The 26,235-nt window shown below is 38.8% G+C and carries 21 protein-coding genes; 11 read left to right on the plus strand and 10 right to left on the minus strand.

Annotation, left to right across the window (positions count from 1 at the left end; genetic code table 11):
- The 7 genes from AC07WY_RS20660 to AC07WY_RS20690 all read left to right on the plus strand — a co-directional run.
- On the plus strand, positions 1–3,753 hold a 3,753-nt coding region (locus AC07WY_RS20660; RefSeq protein ID WP_494737028.1), incomplete at its 5' end, for a YadA-like family protein.
- Positions 3,754–3,816: 63 nt separating this feature from the next.
- Complete coding sequence (tpgA, locus tag AC07WY_RS20665; RefSeq protein ID WP_105713947.1) at positions 3,817–4,611, plus strand: trimeric autotransporter adhesin/peptidogylcan-associated protein TpgA; 795 nt, start codon at positions 3,817–3,819, stop codon at positions 4,609–4,611.
- 311 nt (positions 4,612–4,922) lie between these two features.
- Positions 4,923–5,348: a hypothetical protein gene (locus AC07WY_RS20670; protein WP_262084755.1), complete on the plus strand. Its 426-nt coding sequence runs from the start codon at positions 4,923–4,925 to the stop codon at positions 5,346–5,348.
- Positions 5,349–5,709: 361 nt separating this feature from the next.
- Complete coding sequence (gene ilvD, locus AC07WY_RS20675) at positions 5,710–7,539, plus strand: dihydroxy-acid dehydratase (protein WP_004718884.1); 1,830 nt, start codon at positions 5,710–5,712, stop codon at positions 7,537–7,539.
- 248 nt (positions 7,540–7,787) lie between these two features.
- Positions 7,788–9,128 carry a hypothetical protein gene (locus AC07WY_RS20680; protein WP_096732441.1) on the plus strand — a complete coding sequence of 447 codons (1,341 nt, stop codon included), beginning with the start codon at positions 7,788–7,790 and terminating at the stop codon, positions 9,126–9,128.
- The gene (locus tag AC07WY_RS20685; protein ID WP_016539541.1) at positions 9,121–9,411 is read left to right on the plus strand and encodes a chorismate mutase; all 291 of its coding nucleotides are present in this window, start codon (positions 9,121–9,123) and stop codon (positions 9,409–9,411) included. Before AC07WY_RS20680 ends, AC07WY_RS20685 begins: the two co-directional genes overlap by 8 nt.
- 52 nt (positions 9,412–9,463) lie before the next feature.
- On the plus strand, positions 9,464–9,841 hold the full coding sequence (locus AC07WY_RS20690) for a surface-adhesin E family protein (RefSeq protein WP_262084756.1): 378 nt from the start codon (positions 9,464–9,466) through the stop codon (positions 9,839–9,841).
- A gap of 567 nt (positions 9,842–10,408) precedes the next feature.
- Here the strand turns inward: AC07WY_RS20690 and AC07WY_RS20695 are convergent.
- A complete protein-coding gene (locus AC07WY_RS20695) occupies positions 10,409–11,806 on the minus strand; it encodes a glutamine synthetase family protein (protein WP_494737029.1) in 1,398 nt (465 codons plus the stop codon).
- A 208-nt stretch (positions 11,807–12,014) separates the two neighbouring features.
- On the opposite strand from AC07WY_RS20695, the gene AC07WY_RS20700 reads away from it, so the two are divergent.
- Positions 12,015–12,758, plus strand: coding sequence for a sulfite exporter TauE/SafE family protein (locus AC07WY_RS20700; protein WP_234623450.1), 744 nt, complete (start codon positions 12,015–12,017; stop codon positions 12,756–12,758).
- 434 nt (positions 12,759–13,192) lie between these two features.
- On the opposite strand, the gene AC07WY_RS20705 is transcribed toward AC07WY_RS20700, so the two are convergent.
- Positions 13,193–14,098 carry a LysR family transcriptional regulator gene (locus tag AC07WY_RS20705; RefSeq protein ID WP_262084758.1) on the minus strand — a complete coding sequence of 302 codons (906 nt, stop codon included), beginning with the start codon at positions 14,096–14,098 and terminating at the stop codon, positions 13,193–13,195.
- Positions 14,099–14,414: 316 nt separating this feature from the next.
- Here AC07WY_RS20705 and AC07WY_RS20710 point away from each other — a divergent pair, with 316 nt between their 5' ends.
- Positions 14,415–15,104, plus strand: a complete 690-nt coding sequence (locus AC07WY_RS20710; protein WP_262084759.1) for an aspartate/glutamate racemase family protein — start codon at positions 14,415–14,417, stop codon at positions 15,102–15,104.
- 72 nt (positions 15,105–15,176) lie between these two features.
- Here AC07WY_RS20710 and AC07WY_RS20715 read toward each other — a convergent pair whose 3' ends face one another.
- From AC07WY_RS20715 to ribF, 4 genes are all read right to left on the minus strand, one after another.
- Positions 15,177–15,662, minus strand: coding sequence for an FKBP-type peptidyl-prolyl cis-trans isomerase (locus tag AC07WY_RS20715; RefSeq protein ID WP_004818226.1), 486 nt, complete (start codon positions 15,660–15,662; stop codon positions 15,177–15,179).
- Positions 15,655–16,194, minus strand: coding sequence for a signal peptidase II (gene lspA / locus AC07WY_RS20720; RefSeq protein WP_004718873.1), 540 nt, complete (start codon positions 16,192–16,194; stop codon positions 15,655–15,657). Before lspA ends, AC07WY_RS20715 begins: the two co-directional genes overlap by 8 nt.
- Complete coding sequence (gene ileS, locus AC07WY_RS20725) at positions 16,187–19,027, minus strand: isoleucine--tRNA ligase (RefSeq protein WP_096732450.1); 2,841 nt, start codon at positions 19,025–19,027, stop codon at positions 16,187–16,189. The genes lspA and ileS overlap by 8 nt, the downstream gene beginning before the upstream one ends.
- A 61-nt stretch (positions 19,028–19,088) precedes the next feature.
- Positions 19,089–20,090 carry a riboflavin biosynthesis protein RibF gene (ribF, locus tag AC07WY_RS20730; RefSeq protein WP_262084761.1) on the minus strand — a complete coding sequence of 334 codons (1,002 nt, stop codon included), beginning with the start codon at positions 20,088–20,090 and terminating at the stop codon, positions 19,089–19,091.
- A gap of 207 nt (positions 20,091–20,297) precedes the next feature.
- Here ribF and AC07WY_RS20735 point away from each other — a divergent pair, with 207 nt between their 5' ends.
- Positions 20,298–21,428, plus strand: coding sequence for a TDT family transporter (locus AC07WY_RS20735; RefSeq protein ID WP_151957664.1), 1,131 nt, complete (start codon positions 20,298–20,300; stop codon positions 21,426–21,428).
- 181 nt (positions 21,429–21,609) lie between these two features.
- Positions 21,610–22,326, plus strand: a complete 717-nt coding sequence (locus tag AC07WY_RS20740) for a nucleotidyltransferase domain-containing protein (RefSeq protein WP_494737030.1) — start codon at positions 21,610–21,612, stop codon at positions 22,324–22,326.
- A 49-nt stretch (positions 22,327–22,375) separates the two neighbouring features.
- Here AC07WY_RS20740 and AC07WY_RS20745 read toward each other — a convergent pair whose 3' ends face one another.
- The 4 genes from AC07WY_RS20745 to AC07WY_RS20760 all read right to left on the minus strand — a co-directional run bounded on the left by AC07WY_RS20745 (position 22,376) and on the right by AC07WY_RS20760 (position 26,225).
- The gene (locus AC07WY_RS20745; RefSeq protein ID WP_004718863.1) at positions 22,376–23,677 is read right to left on the minus strand and encodes a solute carrier family 23 protein; all 1,302 of its coding nucleotides are present in this window, start codon (positions 23,675–23,677) and stop codon (positions 22,376–22,378) included.
- A gap of 318 nt (positions 23,678–23,995) precedes the next feature.
- A complete protein-coding gene (locus AC07WY_RS20750) occupies positions 23,996–24,457 on the minus strand; it encodes a hypothetical protein (RefSeq protein WP_262084764.1) in 462 nt (153 codons plus the stop codon).
- Between the two features lie 14 nt (positions 24,458–24,471).
- Positions 24,472–25,791, minus strand: a complete 1,320-nt coding sequence (locus AC07WY_RS20755) for a M15 family metallopeptidase (RefSeq protein ID WP_494737037.1) — start codon at positions 25,789–25,791, stop codon at positions 24,472–24,474.
- A 2-nt stretch (positions 25,792–25,793) separates the two neighbouring features.
- Positions 25,794–26,225, minus strand: a complete 432-nt coding sequence (locus AC07WY_RS20760; RefSeq protein ID WP_262084765.1) for a hypothetical protein — start codon at positions 26,223–26,225, stop codon at positions 25,794–25,796.
- Positions 26,226–26,235: the final 10 nt, after the last annotated feature.

Raw genomic sequence — 26,235 nt, forward strand, 5'->3', positions numbered from 1 at the left:
ACCAATACGTCAAATATCGCAACGAATACATCAAATATTGCGACCAATACATCTGACATCACGACTTTAAAAGGTGGCTTTAACTTACAAACCAACGGTCAGAACAGTGGTGCGATTAAAGCGGGTGACACGGTTGATATTGGTGTAGCAACGCCAGCAGATACTAACCTTACAGCAACCAAGACAGGTAATAATGTCGCATTTGCTTTAAGCAAAGACTTGAACTTAACCAGCGTTACAGTGAACGATGGAATCAATGGTACAAATGGTTCTACAGTGATCGGTAAAGATGGTATTTCGGTTAAAGATGGTTCAGGCAATACCATTGCAGGTGTAGATAACACAGCATTGACTGTTAAAGATGGTAGTGGCAACACAGAAACTAGCATCAACAAAGCGATCAATACTCTGAATGCATCGCAAGGTGAGACTGACAAGTTTGCAGTGAAGTACGACAAGAATGCTGATGGTAGTGCAAACTATAACAACATCACATTAGCAGGCAGTGCTTCAAGTAGTACGAAAGATGCAACGACAGGCAAGATCACTACAACAGGTGGTACAAGCTTAAACAACGTTGCGAGTGCGGGTGACTACACTAAAGAGGCGAATGCGAGCAAAGGTGTTAACGCTGGTGATTTGAACAATGCAGTTGTTGATGCAACTAATGCAGCGACGAGTAAAGGCTTTGCATTACAAGCAGCAGATGGCGCTAAAGTACAGAAGAACCTAGGCGAAGCGGTTGAGGTTGTTGGTGCAGATAGCAACATCACTACGAAGGTTACAAATGGTCAAGTTGCGATTGAGTTAAATAAAAACCTCAACAACTTAACTGGCATTACAGTAAACGATGGAACCAATGGTACAAATGGTTCTACCGTGATCGGTAAAGATGGACTCTCAGTTAAAGATGGTTCAGGCAATACGATTGCAGGTGTAGATAACACAGCATTGACAGTTAAAGATGGTAGTGGCAACACAGAAACTAGCATTAACAAAGCGATCAATACTCTCAATGCATCGCAAGGTGAGACTGATAAGTTTGCAGTGAAGTACGACAAGAATGCTGATGGTAGTGCAAACTATGACAACGTAACCCTTGCAGGTACAGGTGGAACCACGATCACCAACGTTAAAGCAGGTGCCATTAACGCAACATCAACTGATGCGATCAACGGTAGTCAATTGTACGATGTTGGTAATAGTCTGAAAAATGCAATTGGCGGTTTGACCACGAGAGATGCAACGACTGGTATCATTACGACAAGCAACATTGGCGGCACGGGTTCAAACACAATTGATGGTGCAATCAACAGCATTAAAGATTCAGCAACCAAAGCGAGGACCACAGTTACGGCTGGAGACAACGTTGTTGTGACTGCTGGTACCAATGCAGATGGTTCAAGTAACTATCAAGTTGCAACAGCGAAAGACGTAAACTTCGATAAAGTGACTGTAGGTAATGTTGTTGTTAATAAGGCAAGTGACACAATTGAAGGATTGAGTAATAAAGATCTTACAGCGAGTGATTTTGCGACGAAAGGTAGAGCAGCGACTGAAGAGCAATTGAAGCAAGCTGTCACGAAAAACATCACTGAAGTTGTAGATGGTAATGGCAATAAAGTGAATATTATTGACCAAGTTGTAAATACAAAACCTGACAATAAGAACCAAGATTCATTGTTCTTAACCTACGATAAGCAAGGTCAAGAAACCACAGATCGTTTGACGATTGGTCAAACAGTACAGAAGATGAATACCGATGGTATTAAGTTCTTCCATACCAATGCCGATATGTCGAAAGGTGATTTAGGAACAACCAATGACTCAAGTGCGGGTGGTTTAAACTCTACAGCGATTGGTGTAAATGCAATTGTGGCAACAGGTGCAGATAGTGCTGTTGCATTAGGTCACAATACAAAAGCTGAGGGCAAACAATCCATTGCAATTGGTCAGGGTGCTGAGGCATTAGGTACACAATCAATCAGTATTGGTACGGGCAATAAAGTGAAAGGCAACCATTCTGGTGCGATTGGTGACCCGACCATTGTTGATGGTGCAAACAGTTATTCTGTAGGTAATAATAACCAAGTGCTTACAGATGATACGTTTGTACTTGGAAACAATGTGACCAAAACAGTTGCTGGTTCAGTTGTGTTAGGCAATGGCTCAGCGGCGACGACTGGTGCTGGTGTTGCGGGTTATGCGCTGTCAGCTGCAACAAGTGCAGACAAAACAGCAATTAGCAATACAACATCAACAACTGGTGCAGTAGCAGTTGGTGATGCGGCAAGCGGTATTTATCGTCAAATTACTGGTGTTGCAGCGGGTAGCGCAGATGCTGATGCTGTAAACGTAGCGCAGTTAAAAGCAGTTGGTAACCAAGTTGTTACCACTCAAAACGCACTTGTAAATGGTTTGGGCGGTAATGCGAAGGTCAATGCTGACGGCACCATTACAGGACCAAGCTATAATGTTGCACAAGGTAATCAGTCGAATGTTGGAGATGCTTTAACAGCATTGGATAAAGCCATTGGCTCTGCAGCAACAACATCTAAAACGACTGTTTCTAATGGTCAGAATATTGTTGTGAATAAGAGCAAAAATGCTGATGGTTCAGACAATTATGAAGTATCAACAGCTAAAGATTTAACAGTTGATTCTGTGAAAGCAGGTGATACGGTTCTCAATAATGCTGGAATCTCAATTGGTAATAATGCGGTTGTGATAAACAACACAGGATTAACTATTGCAGGTGGGCCAAGTGTAACGGTGGCAGGTATTAACGCGGGTAATAAAACAATTACCAATGTGGCAAATGCTGTTAATGCTACAGATGCAGTCAATAAAGGGCAGTTAGATAGCGCAATTGGCACTGTGAATAACAATGTCAATGAGCTTGCCAATAATGCTGTTAAATATGACGACGCATCAAAAGATAAGATAACACTTGGTGGTGGTGCAAATGGTACAACCATTTCCAATGTAAAAGATGGTGCAGTTAGTCAAGGTTCTAAAGATGCTGTAAATGGTGGTCAATTATGGAATGTTCAGCAACAAGTTGATCAAAACTCAACGGATATCAGTAACATCAAAAATGATATTAACAATGGTACTGTCGGCTTAGTTCAACAAGCAGGTAAAGACGCAACAGTTACAGTTGCGAAAGATACTGGTGGTACAAGTGTGAGCGTGGCGGGTACAGATGGCAACCGCGTTGTGACAGGTGTTAAAGATGGCGCAGTCAATGCAACATCAAAAGATGCAGTCAACGGCAGCCAATTGAACACGACCAACCAAGCAGTTGTGAATTATCTTGGCGGTGGTGCTGGCTATGACAACATTACGGGTAGCTTCACTGCACCAACTTACAATGTAGGTGATTCTAAGTATAACAATGTCGGTGGTGCAATCGATGCATTGAACCAAGCGGATCAAGCATTGAATAGCAAAATTGACAATGTCAGCAACAAGTTAGACAACGCTTTCCGTATTACCAATAACCGAATTGATGATGTAGAGAAAAAAGCCAATGCGGGTATTGCAGCAGCAATGGCACTTGAATCAGCACCATATATTCCTGGTAAATATACTTATGCAGCAGGTGCGGCATACCATGGTGGTGAGAATGCGGTAGGTGTGACCTTACGTAAAACTGCAGACAATGGACGTTGGTCGATTACAGGTGGTGTTGCAGCAGCATCTCAAGGCGATCCAAGTGTTCGTATCGGTATCAGTGGTGTAATTGACTAAATCACGAGACAAGGAAGATCGAACGGTCTTCCTTTTTCTTCGCAAATTTTTAAGAGAGAAAAAATGAAAGCATTTAACAAAAAAATTATGTTCAGTGTATTCAGTGGTCTTGTGATGTCATTGAGTCATGCCGCTGAAGTTGAAACATCAAATACCCAAGAAATTCATTTTCCTGAAGTGAAAGACAGTTATTTAAAGCAAGTGAATCGTTATGAATATGATGACGTGGCACGTTTAGATAAAGGTTTAAGCAAAGATCAGATTCGCCATGTTTTGGGGAATCCGCAATTTTCTGAAGGCCTCTTTGCTGTTAAAACTTGGAACTACGTATTGGATGTTCGAGAGCCGAGTTCAAATCAATATAAACGTTGCCAGTTACGCATAGACTTTGATAAGCACTACCGTTCAGAAAACTTATATTGGAAAGGTGAACAATGCCAAGGTCTGATGGCTTGGGGCATCAATAACCAATCCGCGACAGAACAAACGGCTCTATCCTCTACAGGCCAATCAGCCAGTGTTTTATTCTATTTTGATCATTCAGATAAAAGTGGGGTAAAAAATCCTGAAGTGATTAGCAAAATTGCCGATCAAATTAAACAAACTGATGGGAATAGCAAGATTTTTGTTGCAGGTTATACCGACCGTTTAGGTTCATTTCCGTATAACCAACGTTTATCAGCAGCGAGAGCCAATACCGTTGTAAATTTGTTGAAACAACAAGGAATTCCTGCGGATCAAATTCAATTTTCAGCAGAAAATAAAACGGATGTGTATCAGAAATGCAATGGAATGAACAAAAAAATTCAATTGGTTGAGTGTTTAGCACCTAACCGCCGAGTAAACATCACTTGGTAAAACTGAATGCATAATCAAATACATTCAGTTTAAAAGAAGGTGTTTGTTCTTCAAATAGATTGAGCCTTATTGCATACCAACGCCCGATGAAATTCATCGGGCGTTTTAAATTATTTACTGTTCTGGTTTATTTTGAATAAATCATACATCACCAAATAATATTGATTGCCAAGTTAACCCAGCAGAAACATCAGCAACACACTTTTTAAAGAAAGCCTTTAACCAAACTTTTTAATGCAATGCTTTAAAAAGAATTAAACTATTCACTTAACTTGGCTCTAAAATCTAATTTGAATGTATTGAGTATAAAAATGATGAAGAAGATAGTATTAGTGTTGCTTGGTTTCGGGTTTGCTGTGCAAACACAGGCCTTTGATAAAAATCAGGTGAATTTGGCCAATGATTTTTGGGGAACTTGGACTGTGTACAATGCGGAGGCCCAATGTACCGAAAGCTATCAATTTACTCAACCAGACCAATTTACTTACACCACAAAGCAAAAACGGATGACAGGTGATTTTGCAATATTAAGAAATGAGAATGCTCAGACTTTAGATGTTTTAGCCATGAAAGTTAAGCTAGACAACAAAAAAGCCGGTTGTGGTGGCGAGCCTGTGGATTATAGCAATGCTGATATCCGGTTAAGTTTAAAATGGATATCTGCCAAAACAGCGGAGCTTTGTACAGACCGTGAAGGCAAACAATGTACTGGCTTATATTTGATTAAACAGAAATAATCTGTGCAAAAATGAATGAACGGGCTTTTTTTGAGGCCTTTTATAAAATAAAATTTAGTGAATTTTATTAAGTGATAAATATTTTTTATTAAAAAATAAAAAATTATTCATAGAAGTTTTGTGTTTTATCCAACACGATAGCGTTATATTAAATTCTAATGTTTTATTTATCTATAAAGCTTGTTGGAATATCAATAGACACGTCTTGTTTAAAAAAAGATCATGCTCAAGATCATTGGTTATATGCTAAGTTATAGTATGATGTGTTCATATTTCGACTGATTTATTGCTATATCATCAGTTTTATTTAGCCAGAGTGAATTGATATTCATTTCAAGCTCAAACAATGTTGGAAATACAAATGCCTGACTATCGTTCAAAAACATCGACACATGGAAGAAATATGGCTGGCGCACGTGGCTTATGGCGTGCAACAGGAATGAAAGATGAAGATTTTGGTAAACCGATTATTGCGGTAGTCAACTCATTTACTCAATTTGTACCTGGTCATGTACATCTGAAAGACTTAGGTCAGCTGGTTGCTGAACAAATTCAAGCAGCGGGTGGCGTGGCAAAAGAATTCAATACGATTGCGGTCGATGATGGTATTGCAATGGGGCATGACGGCATGCTGTATTCATTGCCTTCGCGTGATTTGATTGCAGATTCTGTTGAATATATGGTCAATGCGCATTGCGCAGATGCCATGGTGTGTATTTCTAACTGCGACAAAATCACACCAGGGATGTTAATGGCGGCAATGCGTCTGAACATTCCAGTGGTATTTGTGTCTGGCGGTCCAATGGAAGCAGGTAAAGTTAAAATCCGTGGTACAGAACATGCGATTGATCTCGTTGATGCGATGGTGGTTGCTGCTGATGATAGTTTTACCGATGAAGAAGTAAAACAATATGAGCGTTCAGCTTGCCCAACTTGTGGTTCATGTTCAGGTATGTTTACAGCCAACTCAATGAACTGTTTGACAGAAGCCCTTGGTTTATCTTTACCGGGTAATGGTTCAACTTTAGCAACCCATGCAAATCGTCAAAAATTATTTGAAAAAGCCGGTCAATTGATTGTTAAGTTGGCAAAACGCCATTATGAGCAAGATGACTACACCATATTACCGCGTTCAATTGCGACCAAAGCATCTTATGAAAATGCGATGACGCTAGATATTGCAATGGGTGGTTCAACCAATACCGTATTGCATTTATTGGCCGCGGCACATGAAGCAGGTGTTGATTTTACCATGGACGATATTGATCGTTTATCGCGTAAAGTGCCTGTGTTGTGTAAAGTTGCGCCTGCAAAACAAGATGTCCATATGGAAGATGTCCATCGTGCAGGCGGTATCATGTCAATTCTAGGTGAATTGGATCGTGCAGGCCTATTGGATACATCAGTCTATACCGTACACGAAAATACGTTGAAAGATGCCTTAGATAAATGGGATATTATTCGTACCGAAGATCCAGAGGTTTACGAGTTCTTCCGTTCAGCACCAGGTGGTGTTCCGACTCAAACAGCATTTTCACAAAACCGTTATTATCAAACTTTAGATGGTAACCGTGAAAAAGGTGTGATCCGTAATGCTGAACATGCATTCTCTAAAGACGGTGGCTTGGCTGTACTGTACGGAAACATCGCTGTAGATGGTTGTATTGTAAAAACTGCGGGTGTAGATGATTCAATCCTGAAATTTAATGGTACGGCTCGTGTCTTTGAAAGCCAAGACGCTGCTGTAGATTCAATTCTTGGTCATGAAATCAAAGCTGGTGATGTGGTTGTCATCCGTTATGAAGGTCCACGTGGTGGTCCGGGTATGCAAGAGATGCTTTACCCAACCAGCTATCTAAAATCGAAAGGTTTAGGTAAAGAATGTGCTTTACTTACAGATGGTCGTTTCTCTGGTGGTTCTTCAGGTCTTTCCATTGGTCACGTATCGCCAGAAGCTGCTGAGGGCGGTGTTATTGGATTGGTTGAAGATGGTGATTTGATTGAAATCGATATTCCAAATCGTACAATTCATCTCGCTGTTGATGATGCAACCTTAGCTGCACGCCGTAAAGTTCAAGACGAAAAAGGTTGGCAGCCAGCTGAAGAACGTCCACGTAAGGTTTCAAAAGCATTAAAAGCTTATGCTATGCATACCACCAGTGCGTCGAAAGGTGCGGTGCGTGAAATCTAAGCGTTAAAATAAAATTCCCAAACAAAACAAAAGCACTCATGAATTGGGTGCTTTTTATTGCATTGACCTAACGATTTAAATTTTATCGAGTTTTGGGATATTGATCATTCAGATTCAAATTGTTATAAGTTTTGTTATGACTGGTTAGAATTAATTTTCTCAGCATCACCCGTGAATGAATGGTATGCTTGAGCGAGTTTCAATCAGATTTTCTTTTATTTTTCAGTGCTTATTTCGAGGCTCTACGCATGTCACTGTTACGCCGTTGGTTTGATCCAATCCGATCGAGTTGGTTTTACCAAAAGCCGATTCGTCAAGAGGTGTTATCTACGGAACAGGGACTGAGTATTTATCTGCGTTTAGATGATGTTTATAGTTATCTTGCTGTACAGCAACTGACCCAATTGGAAGATCTTTTAAGTGATGATTTAAAGCCACTTAAAGTGATTATTTCCAATACCGCAGCAGAACCCCCCAATGGCATGACCATAGAGGAATGGCGTAATTATAGTTTAGAAGACGCCAAAATCTTAGCCAATCAACATCGCTTTAGTTATGATGATGAAAAACCAGAACAACCGACTCAAGAAGCATTACAACAAGCGGAAACAATTCTTAGAAATACACCGCTGACCGGTCAAAATTTTCTTTATTTACTCGAAGATGTATTTCATATGCTGTGGCAGCAGCAGTATGGCAAATTGCGTACTTTATTCGTGATGGCAAGTCAGCATCAAAAACCACAGAATTTTCCAGAACGCGTGTTTGGTCAAAACCCAATTTTAGAAAGCTATTTTGAATTTGGTGGACGTAAATATCATGCAGTGGATGATTTATTACGGTTAACTCGTCGTTTAAAACAACAGAAATTATTGATTGATAACCCTATTTTTCTGATCAATCATATTGAATGGCGTGAGCATTTGATGAGTGATGCAGAAGAGCTTGCTGAAATTCAGGCGATGCATCCTGAACTTGATTTATATATTGCCTTAGAAGACCCGATCAGTTGGTTATTATTGGCATATATCAAAGAAGAACTCGCAAATTATTATAATATTCAGTTGAACTTATTTCCGCTGAGCTATCACGGTCGGGACTTTTTTGATTGGAGTTTGGCGACCCGTCTTTCCAAGCGTTCAGAAGTGAAATTTACCCCGTTCTGTCGTCCGACTGCTGAAAGCACCTTAAATATGGCAAAGCTTTATTACAGCGTACCAGAAGAGCAACGTGTAGATGTGATGTATGACATTTTACAAGCGGTTTGGACCAAAGGGCGTGATTTATCATTCAAGCCGCATTTACAGCAAATGCAACATGATTTAGGGATTGAAAATCTAACCGATACTGATGTTGAAGCTTTATTAACAGCCAATGATCAGCAATGTGCAGAGAAACATCAGCCTGATTTTCCTGTTTTAGAATTGCGTATTGAAGGAAAGCGTTACGTTTTTAATAGCCTATATCGGGTTTGGATGATTGAAAGTATTTTTAGTAATGTGTTAGAACAGAAGTATAAAGCCGAGAATGAGTTGGAACGCGCTCAACATCATATAGAAGCACAGGATGCAGAAAAAACAGATGATTAAAAAAGAGAAATGTGAATCATTAGAACAAGTACGTGATCGAATCGATCAGTTGGATCAGGAACTGATTGAGCTGATTGCAACCCGCCAATTTTATGTTGATCAAGCTGTCCGATTTAAACGTAATGTAGACGACGTACAGTCTCCAGAGCGTGTACAACAAGTGATTAATAAAGTACGTCAGAAAGCCATAGATGTTGGCACCAACCCTGATTTGGTGGAAATGCTCTATCGGGAAATGATCCAGCATTTTATCCAAAGAGAATTAAAAGAAATCCGTCCATAACGGTGATGTGATTTCAATTTTGCCCATAAAAATATTTATTTTAGAGAACGGTATGAAAAAAATTATTCTAATCTGCATCACAACAATGTTGAGTCAGTACGCACTTGCAGAAAATTGGAAATTTATTGTCAAAGATGAGGATGGCAGTTTTTATCTAGATACCGATCGTATTGTGAAAAAAGACAAAACGGTTAATTATTGGGCTAAGTTTGTTGCTGATGCAGACAGTGAAGAACTGGATATGAAAAAAGGTGACTATACACTTTCTCATAATTTAGACCAATGTGCTGATCGTACGACAAATATCACCTTGGTTGAAGATTATAAAAAAAATGGTCAATTGATCAATAGCGATCCACAAGAATCAGATCCAAGTAATATCGATGATGATGAAATTAATCTGGCATTTTTTAAAGTCGTATGTAAATAATTTTTAAATTGTTATTTATTTCAATGTTTAAATCATAACCAGCATTAACATAATTCAGTCTAAGCTGGTTAAAATCCCTTTTATATAAAAGGGATTTTTTATTGATTACTGTCAATTTATGATCATCATACTATAGCCAAACCACCTAATTATTCATATAAATGATTTGCATCAAGTCATTGATCATAAATGAACTTATGTTCTTGTATCAACTCTTAGAAACTATTGGTTATCAATTTGTTTTTTGTACTTTTGAATCATAGATGGTTATCCTATCGTGGGGCGACATGGATGTCGCCGTTGGATGGAGGTACAGGACGTACCTCTCATCCAACAGAAGATTTTTGTTACTTTTCATCTCTGAAAAGTTAGGCATCGCCTACACAAACTTATTCAAACTTTCAAAGCAAAATGTGGCAATGAACGTTTTTATAATCAAACAATTTATTCCACCATGTAATTGATTTAATTAAAGATATTAATTAAGAGGAATTATATTCTTGTGTATGCGTTTTTGACAAGTTGACTATTTTTTGATTTAGGCATTTTCATTCTTGAATCAGCCCTTTATATGCCCCATTCCAATTCTGCATTTGTGATTTTATTGATGACAGATTCATATTCAAATTTTTTACATGCACACCATAATTGGATGAAATCTGAACCAAAATATTGTTTAAAGACTGCATGTTTTTCAAATAATTGCAGTGCTTCAAGCTGATGAGAGGGTAAGAAATGCTGTGAGTTAATCACTTTTACTTGTTGGATTGATTGAGGTAAATCCAGTGCTGTATGTAAGCCATGCAGTACCCCCGTCAGAATCGTTGCAACACACAAATAAGGGTTGACGTCTGCACCCGCAACACGATATTCCAAGCGTTGATTGTCCTGATCTGAACAGGGGATGCGAATCGCAACATTGCGATTATTGAAGCCCCAATTGGCTTCTAGTGGAACATGATTGCCAAGTTGAAATCTGCGGAATGCGTTAATATTGGGTGCTAAAATAGCCATGGATGCGGGCATTAAGTCAAGTAAACCTGCAATCACTTTGTGCATGATGGGGTTTGGATTTTTCAACTGATCTATTTTAAAAAGATTGTCTTGCCATTGGTTGCGTATGCTCATATGAAAGTGCATGCCGCTGCCTGCTTTCGCCATATTTGGTTTCGCCATAAAACTGGCTTTTAAACCATGTTGCATCGCAATTTGACGAATCATTCGTTTAATACTCATGATGTCATCACACAGTTTTAAAATGTTGTCACTGTGCTGAATATTCAATTCAAATTGTCCAGAAGCACTTTCAGCTACAACACCTGTTAAATCAATATCTTGTCGTTTTGCTTCTAATTCAATTTGTTGAATGACAGTTTGAAAATTATGCGGAGTATCGACATCGAAACATTGGGTAGAAAGCGGATCAGATTGGGGAGAAAACGGGGCATCTTGGATATTTTCAGACAAATAAAATTCGATTTCACCAGCCATCATTGGAAAATAGTGCATCTGATGCAGTGTCGATAAAATTCTTTTTAATATATTGCGAGGCTCAATCACACAATCTGAACCATCATCGGATTTCATGGTTAATAGCAGCTGGGCATGCTGATTGGGTTGATCTGCACAAGGCTTTAGACTGCTCAAGATGGGCATACATAAGCGATCGGGTTCACCAATATATTTCCCCAGCCCACTTTCTTCAACCACTTGCCCATCCAAGCTCATCGCATAAATAGACAATGGAAAATAACAACCTTTCTGTAATTGGTGGAGGGCATTTACTTCAATACGCTTACCACGAAGATGACCATTGAGATCATGTAAGCAGATATCAATAAACTGGGTCTCTGGATAATCTTCTAAATATTGTTGAATTTCTTTGTTGAAATCATGCATGTCCTGATTTTCTAAGATCAGTGCTGTGGGGAATATTTTTGTAGAACTGGCAAGCGACATATTCATTGTGAATAGATCCAAATGAGGTAAAAAAATTATAGGAAGCTTGCTTACTTGAGTAACGTAAAATGATCGTAAATTCTTTTCTTAGACGCTTAGCCAAAACACTCAACCTCAAGCCTCAATCATTGCTTGAGGCTCTATCCTAAAAACAGTGATATTTCAAAACAAAGCTTTGGCGTAGCATTGCCTCAGAATATTGAGGTAAAATGACATGATGGGATTTGTAATTGGTGTATTTGCAATTGCAGGCATGATTAAAGGCACAATTGGTCTCGGCTTACCTGCCGTTTCAATGGGACTTTTAAGCCTTGTGATTAGCCCATTCCAAGCCGCAACTTTATTGATCATTCCATCTATGGTGACCAACTTTTGGCAATTGTTTGCTGAAGGTCATGTATGGCGGTTGGTTCGCCGTTTTTATCCCTTATTGTTGGGAATTATTATCGGTTCAATTTGGAGTATTTTCCCAACCTTAGGCCACTCTAGTAGTGGTTTCCATAGTGAAGCATTACTGGGGGGAATGCTGGCATTGTATGGACTCTATGGTTTATTTTCCAAACGTATGCCAAATCTTGCACCGCATGAAAAATGGCTTTCCCCAATCATTGGATATTTAGGCGGTGCTTTAACTGTTGCCACGGGGGTGGTGGTGATTCCTGTGGTCCCTTATTTACAATCTTTGCAGTTAAAGCGTGATGATTTGGTTCAATCTTTAGGTTTAGCTTTTACCGTTTCAACATTGTGTCTTGCTGTTTTTTTACATCAAAACCCTGTTGAAGATACGCCAATTGATTATCAGTTATCTCTTATTGCCTTAGTACCTGCATTAATAGGAATGTGGGTGGGAACAAAAATTCGTTATCGTATTCCAGAGCAAAAATTTCGTAAAGTTTTCTTCTGTGGCTTGGTGATTTTTGGCTTATATTCAGTATTGCATCAATTTGGCGTGATCTAATTCGTGGACTTAAATGGTCGTGTAATCGCGCTTTACGCAAATGTGAAGCTATGACCATATTGGGTAAACTGAAAAAATCAAAGCAGATGATAGCGATTTAGTTAGTTTTAAAAATGAATATCAGCGTGGTGCTTAATTAAGTATTTAACGTGAGTTTGATTTAAAGATATCTTTAATATATTGAAAAACAATGATCTTGACGGAGTCTTACTGAACTGTCATTCAATTTCAGGATCAGCCTGCGGCTCGCCCTACTTTTGTTTCGACAAAAGTAGGCAAAACCATTGTCATCCGCAAAACTCGTCAACCACCAGCGACGTATTCAATGAATCGCAGAAACAATACTTTATGCATGAGGTCCTGCCTCAGACAGTTGCGGATGACGTTTCCGAGTATCATATTTCATCAAGAATTTTATATCGAATTCAGATTATTTAAACTAAAATCAGTTTCGATTTTTGTGAAATTAAGAATTGGGCAAAGTGTTGATATGCTGTTGGAAGTTCATCAAAATTTTGAGCAGCCAATTGTAGTTGACGTTTTGCCCATTCACCGACTAGTTCAATTTGATCAAATGCATAGAGTTGATTGAGTCGCATTGCTGCCCGTTTGGGCATAATGGCAATGCCGACACCACTTGCAACCACTTGAGCGATCGCAGCAAAATTTGGCAATCTTAAACGATACTGAATTGCACAATTAAGCAATTTGGCTTGGTTTTCAATCGACTGCTGTAAAGAGTGATATTGCATTAAACCCACAAAGGCATAGTTCAGTGTATCGACCAGTCTAAGTTGTGTTCGCTGGCTTAATTCATGATTTGATGGACAAATCAGCACTAACGGATCATCTGAAAAGGTTAAAGTCTGTAATTGATGTGCATTAAAAAAGCTCGAAATTAAGCCGAGTTTTGCATTGCCTTTTTCAAGGGTCTGAATAATTTCATTACTTTCTGCTTCCTGTAGATCAATCTGAATATGTGGGTTTTCAACTAAATACTGAGGAAGTAATAAGGGCAGATATTCACTTTGTGCAGATGAATTACACCACAAAGTCATCTGTGTGCTTAGACCTTTTGCGAAGGGTGACATCGCTTGTTCAAGCTGTTTACTTTGTTGTATTAGACGTAAAGCCTGTTCTGCAAAAGTTTGACCTGCAATTGTGAGTTTGACCCCAGAGGCATGGCGTGTAAAAAGGCTTGTGGCATATTGTTGTTCGAGTTTTTTAATACGTTCACTGGCTGCCTGTAGTGAAATCGACGAGCGTTCTGCGCCTTTGGTGAGGCTTCCTGTGTCCACGATATTGATAAACAGTTGCAAATCGAAGAAGTCTAGGCGCATGCGAATCATAAAGAGCTGAAATGAGATCAAAGTATAGCTGAATAATCATACAAATATGCGATATCGTGTAGATTGTTTCAACGATGAGTAAGACGAGATTTAAATTGAAACAATGAAGGCTTGATCACGACGATATCGTACGATAGTCACAGGATATTTTAAGCGATTGTATTGGAAAATATATGGGCTTGAAACAAAAGTAACTTGATTGATATTGATCATATGCCTGACTTGCTCAATTTGAGTCTACAACGCAAACCATTGATGAAATATCAAAAGACCCTAGAAAAGATGAAAATTCTAAGCGAGCAAAAAAGTGAAAACGATTGGTTTATTAGGTGGAATGAGTTGGGAATCTACAGACTTGTACTATCAGCAGCTGAATAAAAGCATTCAACAAAAATTAGGAAAATTACACTCTGCAAAAATTGTTTTAATCAGTGTTGATTTCGCTGAGATAGAAATATTACAGCGTCAAGGCTTATGGGACGATGCAGCACTGTATTTAAAAGAGAAGGCAATTCAGTTGGAGAAAGCTGGGGCAGAAGGGATCTTACTGTGTACCAATACCATGCATAAAGTTGCTTCTGCTATTGAAAACTCGGTCTCAGTTCCATTTATTCATATCGCTGATGCAACAGCAAAAGACGTTTTAAATCAGAATATTGGCAAAGTCGGTTTGTTAGGTACTCAATTTACCATGGAACAAGACTTCTATAAGCATCGGTTAGAAGAACAAGGCATCAATGTACTGGTGCCTAACCAAGCGCATCGACAGCTGGTTCACAATATTATTTATGATGAATTGTGTTTAGGTGTGATCAAGGAAGAATCTCGTCAGAAATACATCCATATTGTTGAACAGCTAATATTAGAGGGTGCTGAAGGCATTATTTTGGGATGTACAGAAATTTGCATGCTCATTGGAGATACTCAGTTTTCTGTTCCGCTGTTCGATACAACGTCGATCCATGTGCAAGCTGCTGTGGATTTTGCTTTGTCTTGACCTTTTTGAGGTGGGTATTTGTATCAATAAAAAAGCTCCCGAAGGAGCTTTAAATATTATATAAGCAAAGGCTTACATAATTTTCACACCTTGTTGACCCGCAGGGGTAACTTTGAAGATTTCTACTTCAAACGTGATATTTTTACCTGCGAGTGGATGGTTGAAATCCACTTCAGTGATGTCTTCACCGACAGTTTTAACCACGCCAAATAGACTTTGTTTGGCTTTGTCTTCAAACTCAATCATGTGGCCTTCAACAGGACGTTGTTCAAATTTTACTGTATCGAATTTTTGCACATTTTCAGAATTCCACGGACCGAAAGCATCTTCTGGTGGAAGGCTAACAGTACGACGGTCACCTGCACGAAGACCAAATAAGGCTTTTTCAAAACCTGGCAATAAACTGCCATCCCCGATCACTAAGCTTACAGGCTCTTCACGGCTACGTGTGTTATCAATTTCAACACCACTTTCGATAGCAACAGAAAAATGCAGTTCTACTTTTGAGCCATCCGCAACACGCGTTTCGTCATTGGGGTTAATCATTTGTTCAGTCATTTTGCGCTTCCGCACGTTGAATACGATGCTTTTCTAAAAAGAAGGTATCAATTAACAATAAAATCGTACCGAGAGTGATCGCACTATCGGCAATGTTGAATGCAGGGAAACTACTGCCTTGGTAATGCAAATGAATAAAATCGACCACATAACCTAATGTTACCCGATCAATTAAATTCCCCAATGCACCGCCAAGAATCAATGCGATTGCAGCAGGTAAGATCAGCGTGGTTTTTGGCATACGCATAAGCCAAAAAATAAAGATGATCGATACAACGCCTGCAAGACCTGTGAATAAATAATGCTGCCAACCACCCGCATCAGACAAGAAGCTAAATGCTGCGCCGTAATTATGCAGTAATGTCCAATTTAAGAAGGGCAGTACAGGTACAGGTTGAGCATAAGTCAGCTCTGCACTTGCAATGTTTTTTGTCCATTGGTCAATGATAATGGCAAGGACAGAAAGTCCAAGCCACATCAAATTATGCGGATAAAACTGCAATAAGCCCTTTTTATTTTGCGGATTAGGCATATTTTCTCTCTTCACCTTGACCTGTAGGAAGGTTAATAATACAACGAGAACAAAGGCCTGGATGTGCATGATGTGTATTCACATCTGGAAGGACATGCCAGCAACGTGCACATTTTTCGCCTTCAGCAGCAGAAACTTTAACACGTAGGCCTTCAAGCTCTGTTGCTTCACCTTGCTCAGCGTAGTCATAAACAATTGCTTGAGAGGTGATCAAGACAAAACGAAGCTCATCGCCCAATTGCTTCAAGACGTTTTGTAGGTCTGTATTTGCCCAAAGTTCAACTTTAGCAGACAGGTTACTACCGACCAATTTAGCATTACGCGCTGTCTCAATCTGTTTATTAACCGCAGATTTGACTTCAATTAAGGTTTGCCAATCTGCTTCAGAGATCAAGTTGGTGCTTGATGCCACTGGAATATCATACCAATGCGCTGTAAATACATATTTTTCAGTTTGTTCTGGAATCAATGGCCACGCTTCTTGTGCTGTAAAGCTCAAGATAGGGCTCATCCAACGAACAAAGGCTTGAACCAAATGATACAACGCGGTTTGAGCAGAATGACGTGCTGTTGAATCAGCTTTAGTTGTGTATTGGCGGTCTTTGATGATGTCTAAGTAGAAACCACCCAAATCATTGATACAGAAACTGGTCAAAGCATTGGTGACGACATGGAAGTTCATATCTTCATAAGCTTGTTGAATGGTTTTCTGTACGTCTGCTGCTCGTTGTAGGATGTATTGATCCAATGCAATCAATTGGTCCACAGGTAACGCATCTGTTGATGGTTTAAAGCCGTTCAAGTTTGCCAATAAGAAACGTAAAGTATTACGAATACGACGATAGCTGTCACTTACACGGCTAAAGATTTCGTTACTTGCGGCAATTTCATAACGATAATCGCTTGATGCAACATATAAACGTAAACCATCAGCACCTAACTGCTTGATGATGTCTTCAAGTGGGATAAAGTTACCCAATGATTTCGATAATTTGCGACCTTTTTCATCCACGGTAAAACCATGTGTAAGCAGGGCTTTATAAGGTGCACGTTTATGGATCGCAATCGACGTGAGCAATGAAGACTGGAACCAACCACGATGTTGGTCAGAACCTTCAAGATATAAATCAGCAGGATCTTGCAGTTCTGCACGTTCACGCAATACTGCATAGTGCGTTGTACCTGAGTCAAACCATACATCGAGCGTGTCACGAACAGCATTGTACTGCTCAGCATCATCACCGATAAATGCTTTGGCTTCACGATTATACCAACCATCAATGCCTTCTTTTTCGATGAGCTTCGCCACATCTTCAATGAGCTCTGCGGTACGGGGGTGCAATTCATTGGTATCTTTATGTACAAAGAATGGAATCGGCACGCCCCAAGTCCGTTGACGAGAGATACACCAGTCTGGGCGACCTTCAATCATTGACTTGATACGGTTTTTACCCCAATCAGGGACAAAGTCGATGTCGTTTTCAATTGCATTTAAAGCATCTTGGCGTAACCCATTCGCATCCATGCTGATAAACCATTGTGGGGTTGCACGGAAGATGATTGGTGTTTTATGACGCCAGCAATGCGGGTAACTGTGCTTAATCGGCAGATGCGCCCAGAGTTTACCAGCATCTGTTAATGCTTCAATGATTTTTGGATTGGCTTTATAAATGTGCTCGCCTGCAAAAAGAGGCGCAGTCGGTAAATATACACCATTACCACTTACAGGGTTTTCAACTTTTAAGTTATAGATTAAGCCAACTTTATAATCGTCCACACCATGTCCAGGTGCAGTATGCACAGCACCTGTACCACTGGTTGCAATGACATGTTCACCTAAAATCACAGGTACTTGACGATCTACAATCAATGGATGTTGTAATTGTAAGTTTTCGAGCGTCGCACCAACAAAGTCAGCCAATACTTTTGGTTGTTCAAGTTTGTAACGTTCACATGCAGATTCAACTAAATCTTTGGCTAAGATTAAGTTTTGTGTACCACGCTCAGACTGAACTTCCACCAATTGATAGGCAATATCCGCATGTAAGGCAACCGCTTGGTTTGCAGGTAATGTCCAAGGTGTCGTTGTCCAAATCACGATATCTGTTGGATTGTTAACGCTGACACCAACTTTTGCAGACAAATCAGCAAGATCTACAACACCGAAACCCACATCAATTGCATCAGATTTTTTATCTTCATATTCCACTTCTGCTTCAGCAAGTGATGATCCACAATCCATACACCAGTTCACTGGTTTTAGACCAGGTTCGATATGACCTGCTTTGGCAATTTCACCGAGCGCGCGAACAATATCTGCTTCTTGTTTGAAGTTCATGGTGAGATATGGATTATCCCAATCTCCAAACACGCCCATACGAACAAAGTCTTTTTTCTGTAATTCGACTTGGGTATATGCATATTCACGGCAGGCTTTACGGAAAGTCGATGCGTCAACTTTTACGCCAACTTTACCGATTTTTTCTTCGACTTTGAGTTCGATTGGTAGACCATGACAGTCCCAACCTGGAACATAAGGTGCGTCAAAATCATCTAAAGTACGACTTTTAACAATAATGTCTTTTAAAACTTTATTGACGACATGACCTAAATGCAATGAACCATTTGCATATGGAGGACCGTCATGCAGAATATATTTTTTCTTGCCAATACGCGAAGCACGAATCTGCTGATAAATGTTGTCGGCATACCACTCTTCTAACCATTTTGCTTCACGTACTGCGAGATTTGCTTTCATTGCAAATTCAGTACCTGGTAGGTTTAGCGTGGCTTTATAATCCACTGCATTTTCAGAAGTTTGCTTATCGCTCATGCAAGTTGTCATCCAATATTATCAGCACCATTGCTGACGCGTTTTACAATAAAAGTTTAAGTTAAAAAGGAAATTTGGGGGTGTTTTTGCGAAACTCAAGCAAACGCTCGACATCATCATCAATTCCCGCCTGAAGCGCTTCAAGTGATGGGTAATTTAATTCACCATGTAAATAGTCGAGGAAAGTGACTCGCATTAACAGACCATACAGATTAGCAGAAACATTTGGAAAATGTACTTCTAATCGCCATTCTGGATGTTCTTGTTTGATTGCAGGGCGTGTTCCCACATGGCCCGCACCAAATAACGCATCTGTTTGATAGCCAGCAACACCTATTTTATCGGGGTTCTCAGCTCTGACTTTCTGTGTCAATGAGGTACTTTCGCAAATAACATCAACAGCATAAATACCACTTAAACAGGGTTTATGACGGCCAAGTCGAACATTGATGGTTGGAAAATTCAAAGTACGACCAATTTGATCACCATATTGCACACGACCAATCATGCTATATGGACGACCTAATAATTTTGCTGCAAGTGATAAGTCACCCGCTTGGAGAACTTGGCGAATACGGGTTGAACTGACACGTTCGCCATTAAATTCAATGGTATTGAGATTGGTGACATCAAAACCATATTGTTTTAAAAATTCACTATTGCCTTGACGGTCTTTACCGAAGTGAAAATCATCACCTAAGATCAAACTTTGCGCATTGAGTTTGTTTTTTAACAGGCTTGCAAAGTTTTCAGCACTTAAGCTACGGAATTGATTATCAAATTTAGCGATAGCAATATAGTCGACACCCAATTCAGATAAATATTCTACTTTTTCTCTGAGTGATGAAATCCGTGGTGGTGCTTCATAACCTTTGAAAAACTCTAAAGGTTGCGGCTCAAAAATCATCACCAAGGTTTTTAAATTTTGGGCTTTCGCCACTTCTTTGAGTTGAGAAACCATCGCCTGATGTCCCAAATGGACACCATCAAAATTGCCAATCGTCACAGCGGTTTGGGGCAATTGAAAATTTGGTGCTAAGGCATTTAGACGTAACAGCTGCATGGTTTCAAAATAAGCTTAAAATTTGAAAGGACTATATATTGCCATAATCTCACAGTTTCGTCTTTGTTGTTGTGTTTTTATCCAGAAAAAAATGACTGAGAATACTTTTATATCAGTAAAGTTGATTCATTTTATGAAATTAAATCAATTTTATTTATTAGAGGATGCTTTTATAATCAATTTATCTGCTGAAATGAGGATGAAGCAATGAAAAAGCCATTTTACCAACTTGAACAAACAGGTGATGTGATTCGACAGTTTACGCCAAACTGGTTCACCATGACCATGGGAACAGGGGTTGTTGCACTGATCTTGCCTGAATTTCCGTTTGCATCTGATTTTTTATGGCAGCTGGCAACTATTTTATGGCAGTTCAACACACTACTGTTTACTGTATTTATCATACTGTATGTTCTACGCTGGCTCATCTATCCTCAAGAAGCGAAGCAGATTTTTTCCCATCCCGCAATGGCACTCTTTTTAGGTGCAATTCCAATGGGGTTGGCAACGGTACTAAATGGCTTTTTAAAATATGGCATACCTATGTATGGTGATGTTGCGTTCCAAATTGCGCAGTTGTTGTGGTACGTCGATGTGGTTTTAGCGGTGGGTATCGGGGTGCTGGTACCGTTTTGTATGTTCCATAAACAAGATCATCAATTGCATACAATGACTGCAATGTGGCTATTGCCAATTGTGGCCTGTGAAGTTGCAGCAACATCAGGCGGCTTACTTTTAGCGCATATGCATGCTAGTCAACAGGCAGTGGCTATTTTATTCGCCAGTTATATGCTGTGGGGGATGTCTGTATTGCCTGCTTTTGGGATTCTCACCATTCTGATGTTACGTTTGGCTGTACATCAATTGCCGAGCAAAGAGTTGGCAATTACGAGCTGGTTAGCTTTAGGGCCAATTGGTACAGGTGCATTGGCACTCTTGGTTCTAGGTGCTCAGGCTCCTCAAGTCTTGGCATTGATTCAGTTAGAAAATTTAGGTGTGTTCTTTCAAAATGCTGGGATTGTGGCAAGTTTTATTTTGCTTGGCTTTGGTGTGTGGTGGGTTGCAATCGCAGTTCTAACCACACTTAAACATGCGGCAACCGAGCTACCATTTAATCTTGGTTGGTGGGGCCTGACTTTCCCACTGGGTGTATTTACCTTGGCAATATTGAGTTTAGGTCACCAATTACATCTCAGTTTTATTGTAGATACAGGCTTAGCATTTGCTGCAATTTTAATGATGTTGTGGGTGATGGTGATGAGCAAAACTTTGCGGGGGATGTATCAAGGGAATTTGTTTTTTTCTCCTTGTTTAAAGACTTTTTTAGAACGTGAATAAACAGAAAACCTTGTTAATCAGTCTATAAAACAATCATTAAGAACCAATGATAAAATCGCCCAAGCCCAATTGTCTATTGATGACAATTGGGCTTTTTAAATATTGAAATACAAAATAAATATTATATAAGCAGTATGATGTTGGTTTGAGAAAATTTAAAAATGGATGAATGTTGCAATCAATGAGGATTCAAAAAGCATTTCAGCCCGTGCTAGAAGAGGTGATTAACGCTTTTAGTCGCAGCTTTGCCGAAGATTTACATAGTATCTATGTTTATGGCAGTGTCGCTCAAGGCATTGCAATTATCGGTCAGTCAGATTTAGACCTTTGTGTTGTTTTTAAAAATAAACCTAAAAATTTAAATGAAAAAATTGCTGAAATAAGCGCAAATCTTAGGGTTTTACACCCATTTATACCTAAAGTTGATGTCGATATTGGTTTTCTAGACGAGGTTTTAAATGAGCATTCCCTACAAAGTTGGGGAGCATGGATCAAATTCTTTTGTCAGCACATTTATGGAGAAGATTTATCTGCGCTTTTTAACGATGTTCAAATTGATCGAGATGTAATTAAGGCGATAAATAGTGGTTATGATGCAGATATACAAGGGTATTTACGCATATTAGAGGCATCTGATCAAACAGCAAAAGAATTAATCAACCTTAAAAAATCTTTAATTAAACGGATAATACGACTGCTTCCTTTAACATTGGATAATATAGAAGGATGGCCATGCAATTTAAATGATACTGTGGCACAAGCGATAGATGTATATCCTGAACAAAAAGCAGCGTTTCAATACTTGTTAAACGAACTTGATCACCCAAATGTATCGAGTGAGACCTCTCTCCAAGAAATAAAAAACGTTTATTTGTGGGTAGATGCTCACATTATATAAAATAAAAAAAAGCAGCCTTTTGGCTGCTTAAAATAGGTTCAATTTATAATTATGATTTATCTTTTAAGCTAAAGAACCAGTTCAGAATCAATGCTGCAAACGTTGCAGTACCAATACCACCCAAGTTGAAATCACCAAATTGAAGGGCAAAGTCACCCGTTCCTAAAATGATTGTTACTGCGGCAACCATCAAGTTTTTATTTTGAGAAAAATCGACTTTATTTTCAATCCAAATCTTCGCACCCGCAATGGTAATTAAACCAAAGACCACGATTGAAGCACCTGTTAAAATCGCCGTTGGAATGGTATGAATAACTGCGCCAAATTTAGGTGAAAACCCTAAGAAAATTGCAAAAATACCAGCAATGACAAAAACAATCGTAGAATAAACACGCGTAACGGCCATTACACCAATATTTTCACCATAGGTGGTCATACCAGGTGCGCCGACACCACCAGAAAGCGTGGTTGCAATACCATCTGCAACAAAAGCTTTACCAATTTGTGGATCTAGGTTTTCGCCAGTCATGGCACTGACTGCTTTGATATGCCCCAAGTTTTCTGCCACTAAAATTAAAGCAATCGGGGCAATAATTAACATTGCATTGAGATCAAAAACAGGTGAATGGAAAGTGGGTGTACCAAACCATGCGGCTTGTTGAATAGGCGTGAAATTAATCGGTGTTCCATTTCCCATTACATTTGCAACAATGAAATAGATCAAATAAGCCAATAACAATCCGACTAATAGTAATAAGCGTTGTAATAGGCCTTTTGTGAATACAGCAATTGAACCCATACACAGTACAGTGACCAAGGCCATCCACATATTAAAGTCATTACCAGCGACACCTTTCACCGTAACAGGCGCAAGGTTTAAACCAATGATCATGACCACTGCACCAGTCACCACTGGTGGCATGAGTTTTTCAATCCATTTGGTTCCCGTTGCCATGACGAGTAAGCCGAACATTGCATACAACACACCACATGCCATGATCCCGCCAGCTGCAACAGCTAAATTTGCATTTGGTGTACCTGTACCTGATGCAGCATAGCCAGTTGCAGCAATTACGACCCCAATAAAGGCAAAGCTTGAACCTAGGTAACTTGGAACACGACCACCCGTAACAATAAAGAATAAGATGGTACAAATCCCTGACATTAAAATGGCAAGGTTTGGGTCAAAGCCCATTAAAAAGGGTGCGAGTACAGTTGCACCAAACATGGCAAATGCGTGTTGAATCCCTAAAACGACACTTTGCGCAGGAGGTAAATACTCATTGGTACCGACAGGTCTTGCATCAATGCTGCCAGAATAAGGACGCCATTTGGGAAACCAGTTGGACATAAATTGAGCACTCAAAAAACAAATTGGACACATCATACGCTTTCTTTTCGAGAGTTTTAATCATTTTAGTCAAACTAAGCACTTGCATTTATTAGGGAAAATTGATGTTTTGTACCATTTGGTCAAATAATTAAATAATGTTAGTGCGTAAAATCAAAGTATTAAAAAATATAAATATAAAAAAGAAGAATAATTCAGGATTTTGTAACTGCTTAAATTTTTTCCATTCAAATTGAGATTTTTTTGCAATTGTTGATGAATTAGGCATTTTATTTGTGTGAAATTGCTTCTATTCTAAATTAATAGTTTCATTTTTCGTTAGCACTGATTCAACGTTCTTCTGTTTATATACTTTATATAATTTTGAAATTCTTTTTCTAACTCGACAAGATTTTTATTATTAATCATATGCTTCTCATATTTTGGAATTTTCGACTTTAGAGTTCCTTCATTATTTAAAACAGTATAACTATAATTTTCTCTGTAACCTGTTAAAAATTTTGAATTGAAAAAATATAATATTGTCTCAGTTCCATATACTCCAGAATCACCATCTATTTGAGAAATAATCACACAATTTTTTTTATCTAATTTATAGATACTAATTTCATTATCAAAGACGGGACCTCCATTTTCAATTTCATAATCTATGATAAAGCTCTGTAAGATTTTAAATTTATTTTTAATTTCATATCCTGTATATTTATAAGAATCAGTGATTTTAGTTGTACAACCTCCAACTATAAAAATAAAAAATAACAAGGCTAAAACATTTTTCATAAACACTCCGAAAGCTAAAAATTTAATTTTTTATAATTACTTATACCAAGTACTAAAAGTTGAGGTCTTAAGTCACGCCATGTTTTTCCATTCGGATGTAATTCGAAATGAGGTCTATCAATTAGGGATTTCCATCGACCACCCCATACTAATCCTAATTGTTCACCAATTGGTCCTAATTTTTTATGATCTTCTTCTGCACTATTTCTTCTGTCTTGTGGAGATAATTTCTGATTATAGGCAACAATTTCACCATCTCGCACAGACCAAACATCTACAGCCAAACCATATTGGTGATAACTTTTTAATGGTCCCGCTTTTGTAACCCCGCCAGATAAAGCGCCTTGTGCTGCAGGGCTTCTATAACCATCCGTAATTGTCCAACATATGTTGAGTGTTTGGTAGCCAGTATTAATTAATTGAATTATGTAGGGTTGATATATTGGATGAAGTTCAGAAATTCTAGCTAATGCCCGTTTGTAATGCTTTTCTCCTCCACATGCCTCTGGTAATAAGCCACTAGTATTGACAGGATCAAATGCTTCCACTTCAGCCACAGGAGATTCTTCTTTGTTTTGAGAAGCATTCTGTTTTACTTTTGGTGGCGTAGATTTCTTATCTTTCTTGCTCTCAATTTTAGCTTTTGCTTGAGTGAGCCCTACTTTTCGGTCATAGACTTTTAACTTTTGGTTCTCACGGAGATGATCATCGCTTAGCCCATTAAGCTTTTTAATTTCATCGACCGTATTAGCTGTAAGCTTTGCAATTAAAGTTAATGTATCTTTATACTGAACCACAATGATCGTGGTTTTTTCTTGCTGACGAGGCTTTGTTTCTACTGGCTTAGTTTTATTTTCAGGAGTTGCTGTTTTTTTGACAGGGATTTTTAGCACTTGCCCAGGATGAATATCTGTATCACTTTTTAAATTATTTATTTTGATCAATTCTGATGTCGTTGTTTGATTATCATTCGCTATTCGAGATAAATAATCACCTTCAGCCACAATATAGGTTGATCTTAGATAAGTACCAGTTGCCACATCCTTTGTAGAAAGATTCACGCCTTTCAGTAAAACTTTTGGGCTACGAACAATAAAAATTGTTTTTTCTCCAACCAGCTGTATTTTGACTTTAGATTGATATTCCCCAGATGTACTACTCCTGATCCTCACATCAATCATCGTGCCTATAGGTCGCTTAAACCAAACAGATTCACCACTGGCAGGAGTAACATGATCAGATATAAGAGAAGACCCCACCCAAAGTTGATGGACTAATCCTTGAATAGGTTGTTCTAATGCATCAAGAAATTTAATATTTGCTAAGCAATCCATCATTAAACCTCTTGATCATGCTGGTCATGTGAACGGCATAGGTATTCAAACGCGTCCTCATCGTCAAGACCATCATCTACAGACACGGTCCAATCTTCTTCTGTACCAATGAGAATATCGTAGTTATCATTATGGTCCGAGCTTAGTCTTTGAGTTCGCCCATGCTGATCCAGTGTTCCTGAAACATAGGTGTTATTTTTATTATTGATGAGTTTATATTTCACATTAGAAAAATCAGTCTGGTAAAAAAGATCATAAAAATCCCATTTATTACTAAATAGAGTCTCTTCTTTTAAGATAGGAAGTGTTGGAATTTCAGCTTTAACACGACTTCCCGTTTTAAACTGATGTTGCCCGGCAAAAACTTTAAAATCATTTGGTGTTTTAATTGTTATGCCATTTTTTGAAATGATGATTTGTGAACCACCAGCCATGACTATACCA

Source organism: Acinetobacter sp. GW821-FHT01C12, from assembly GCF_059422625.1.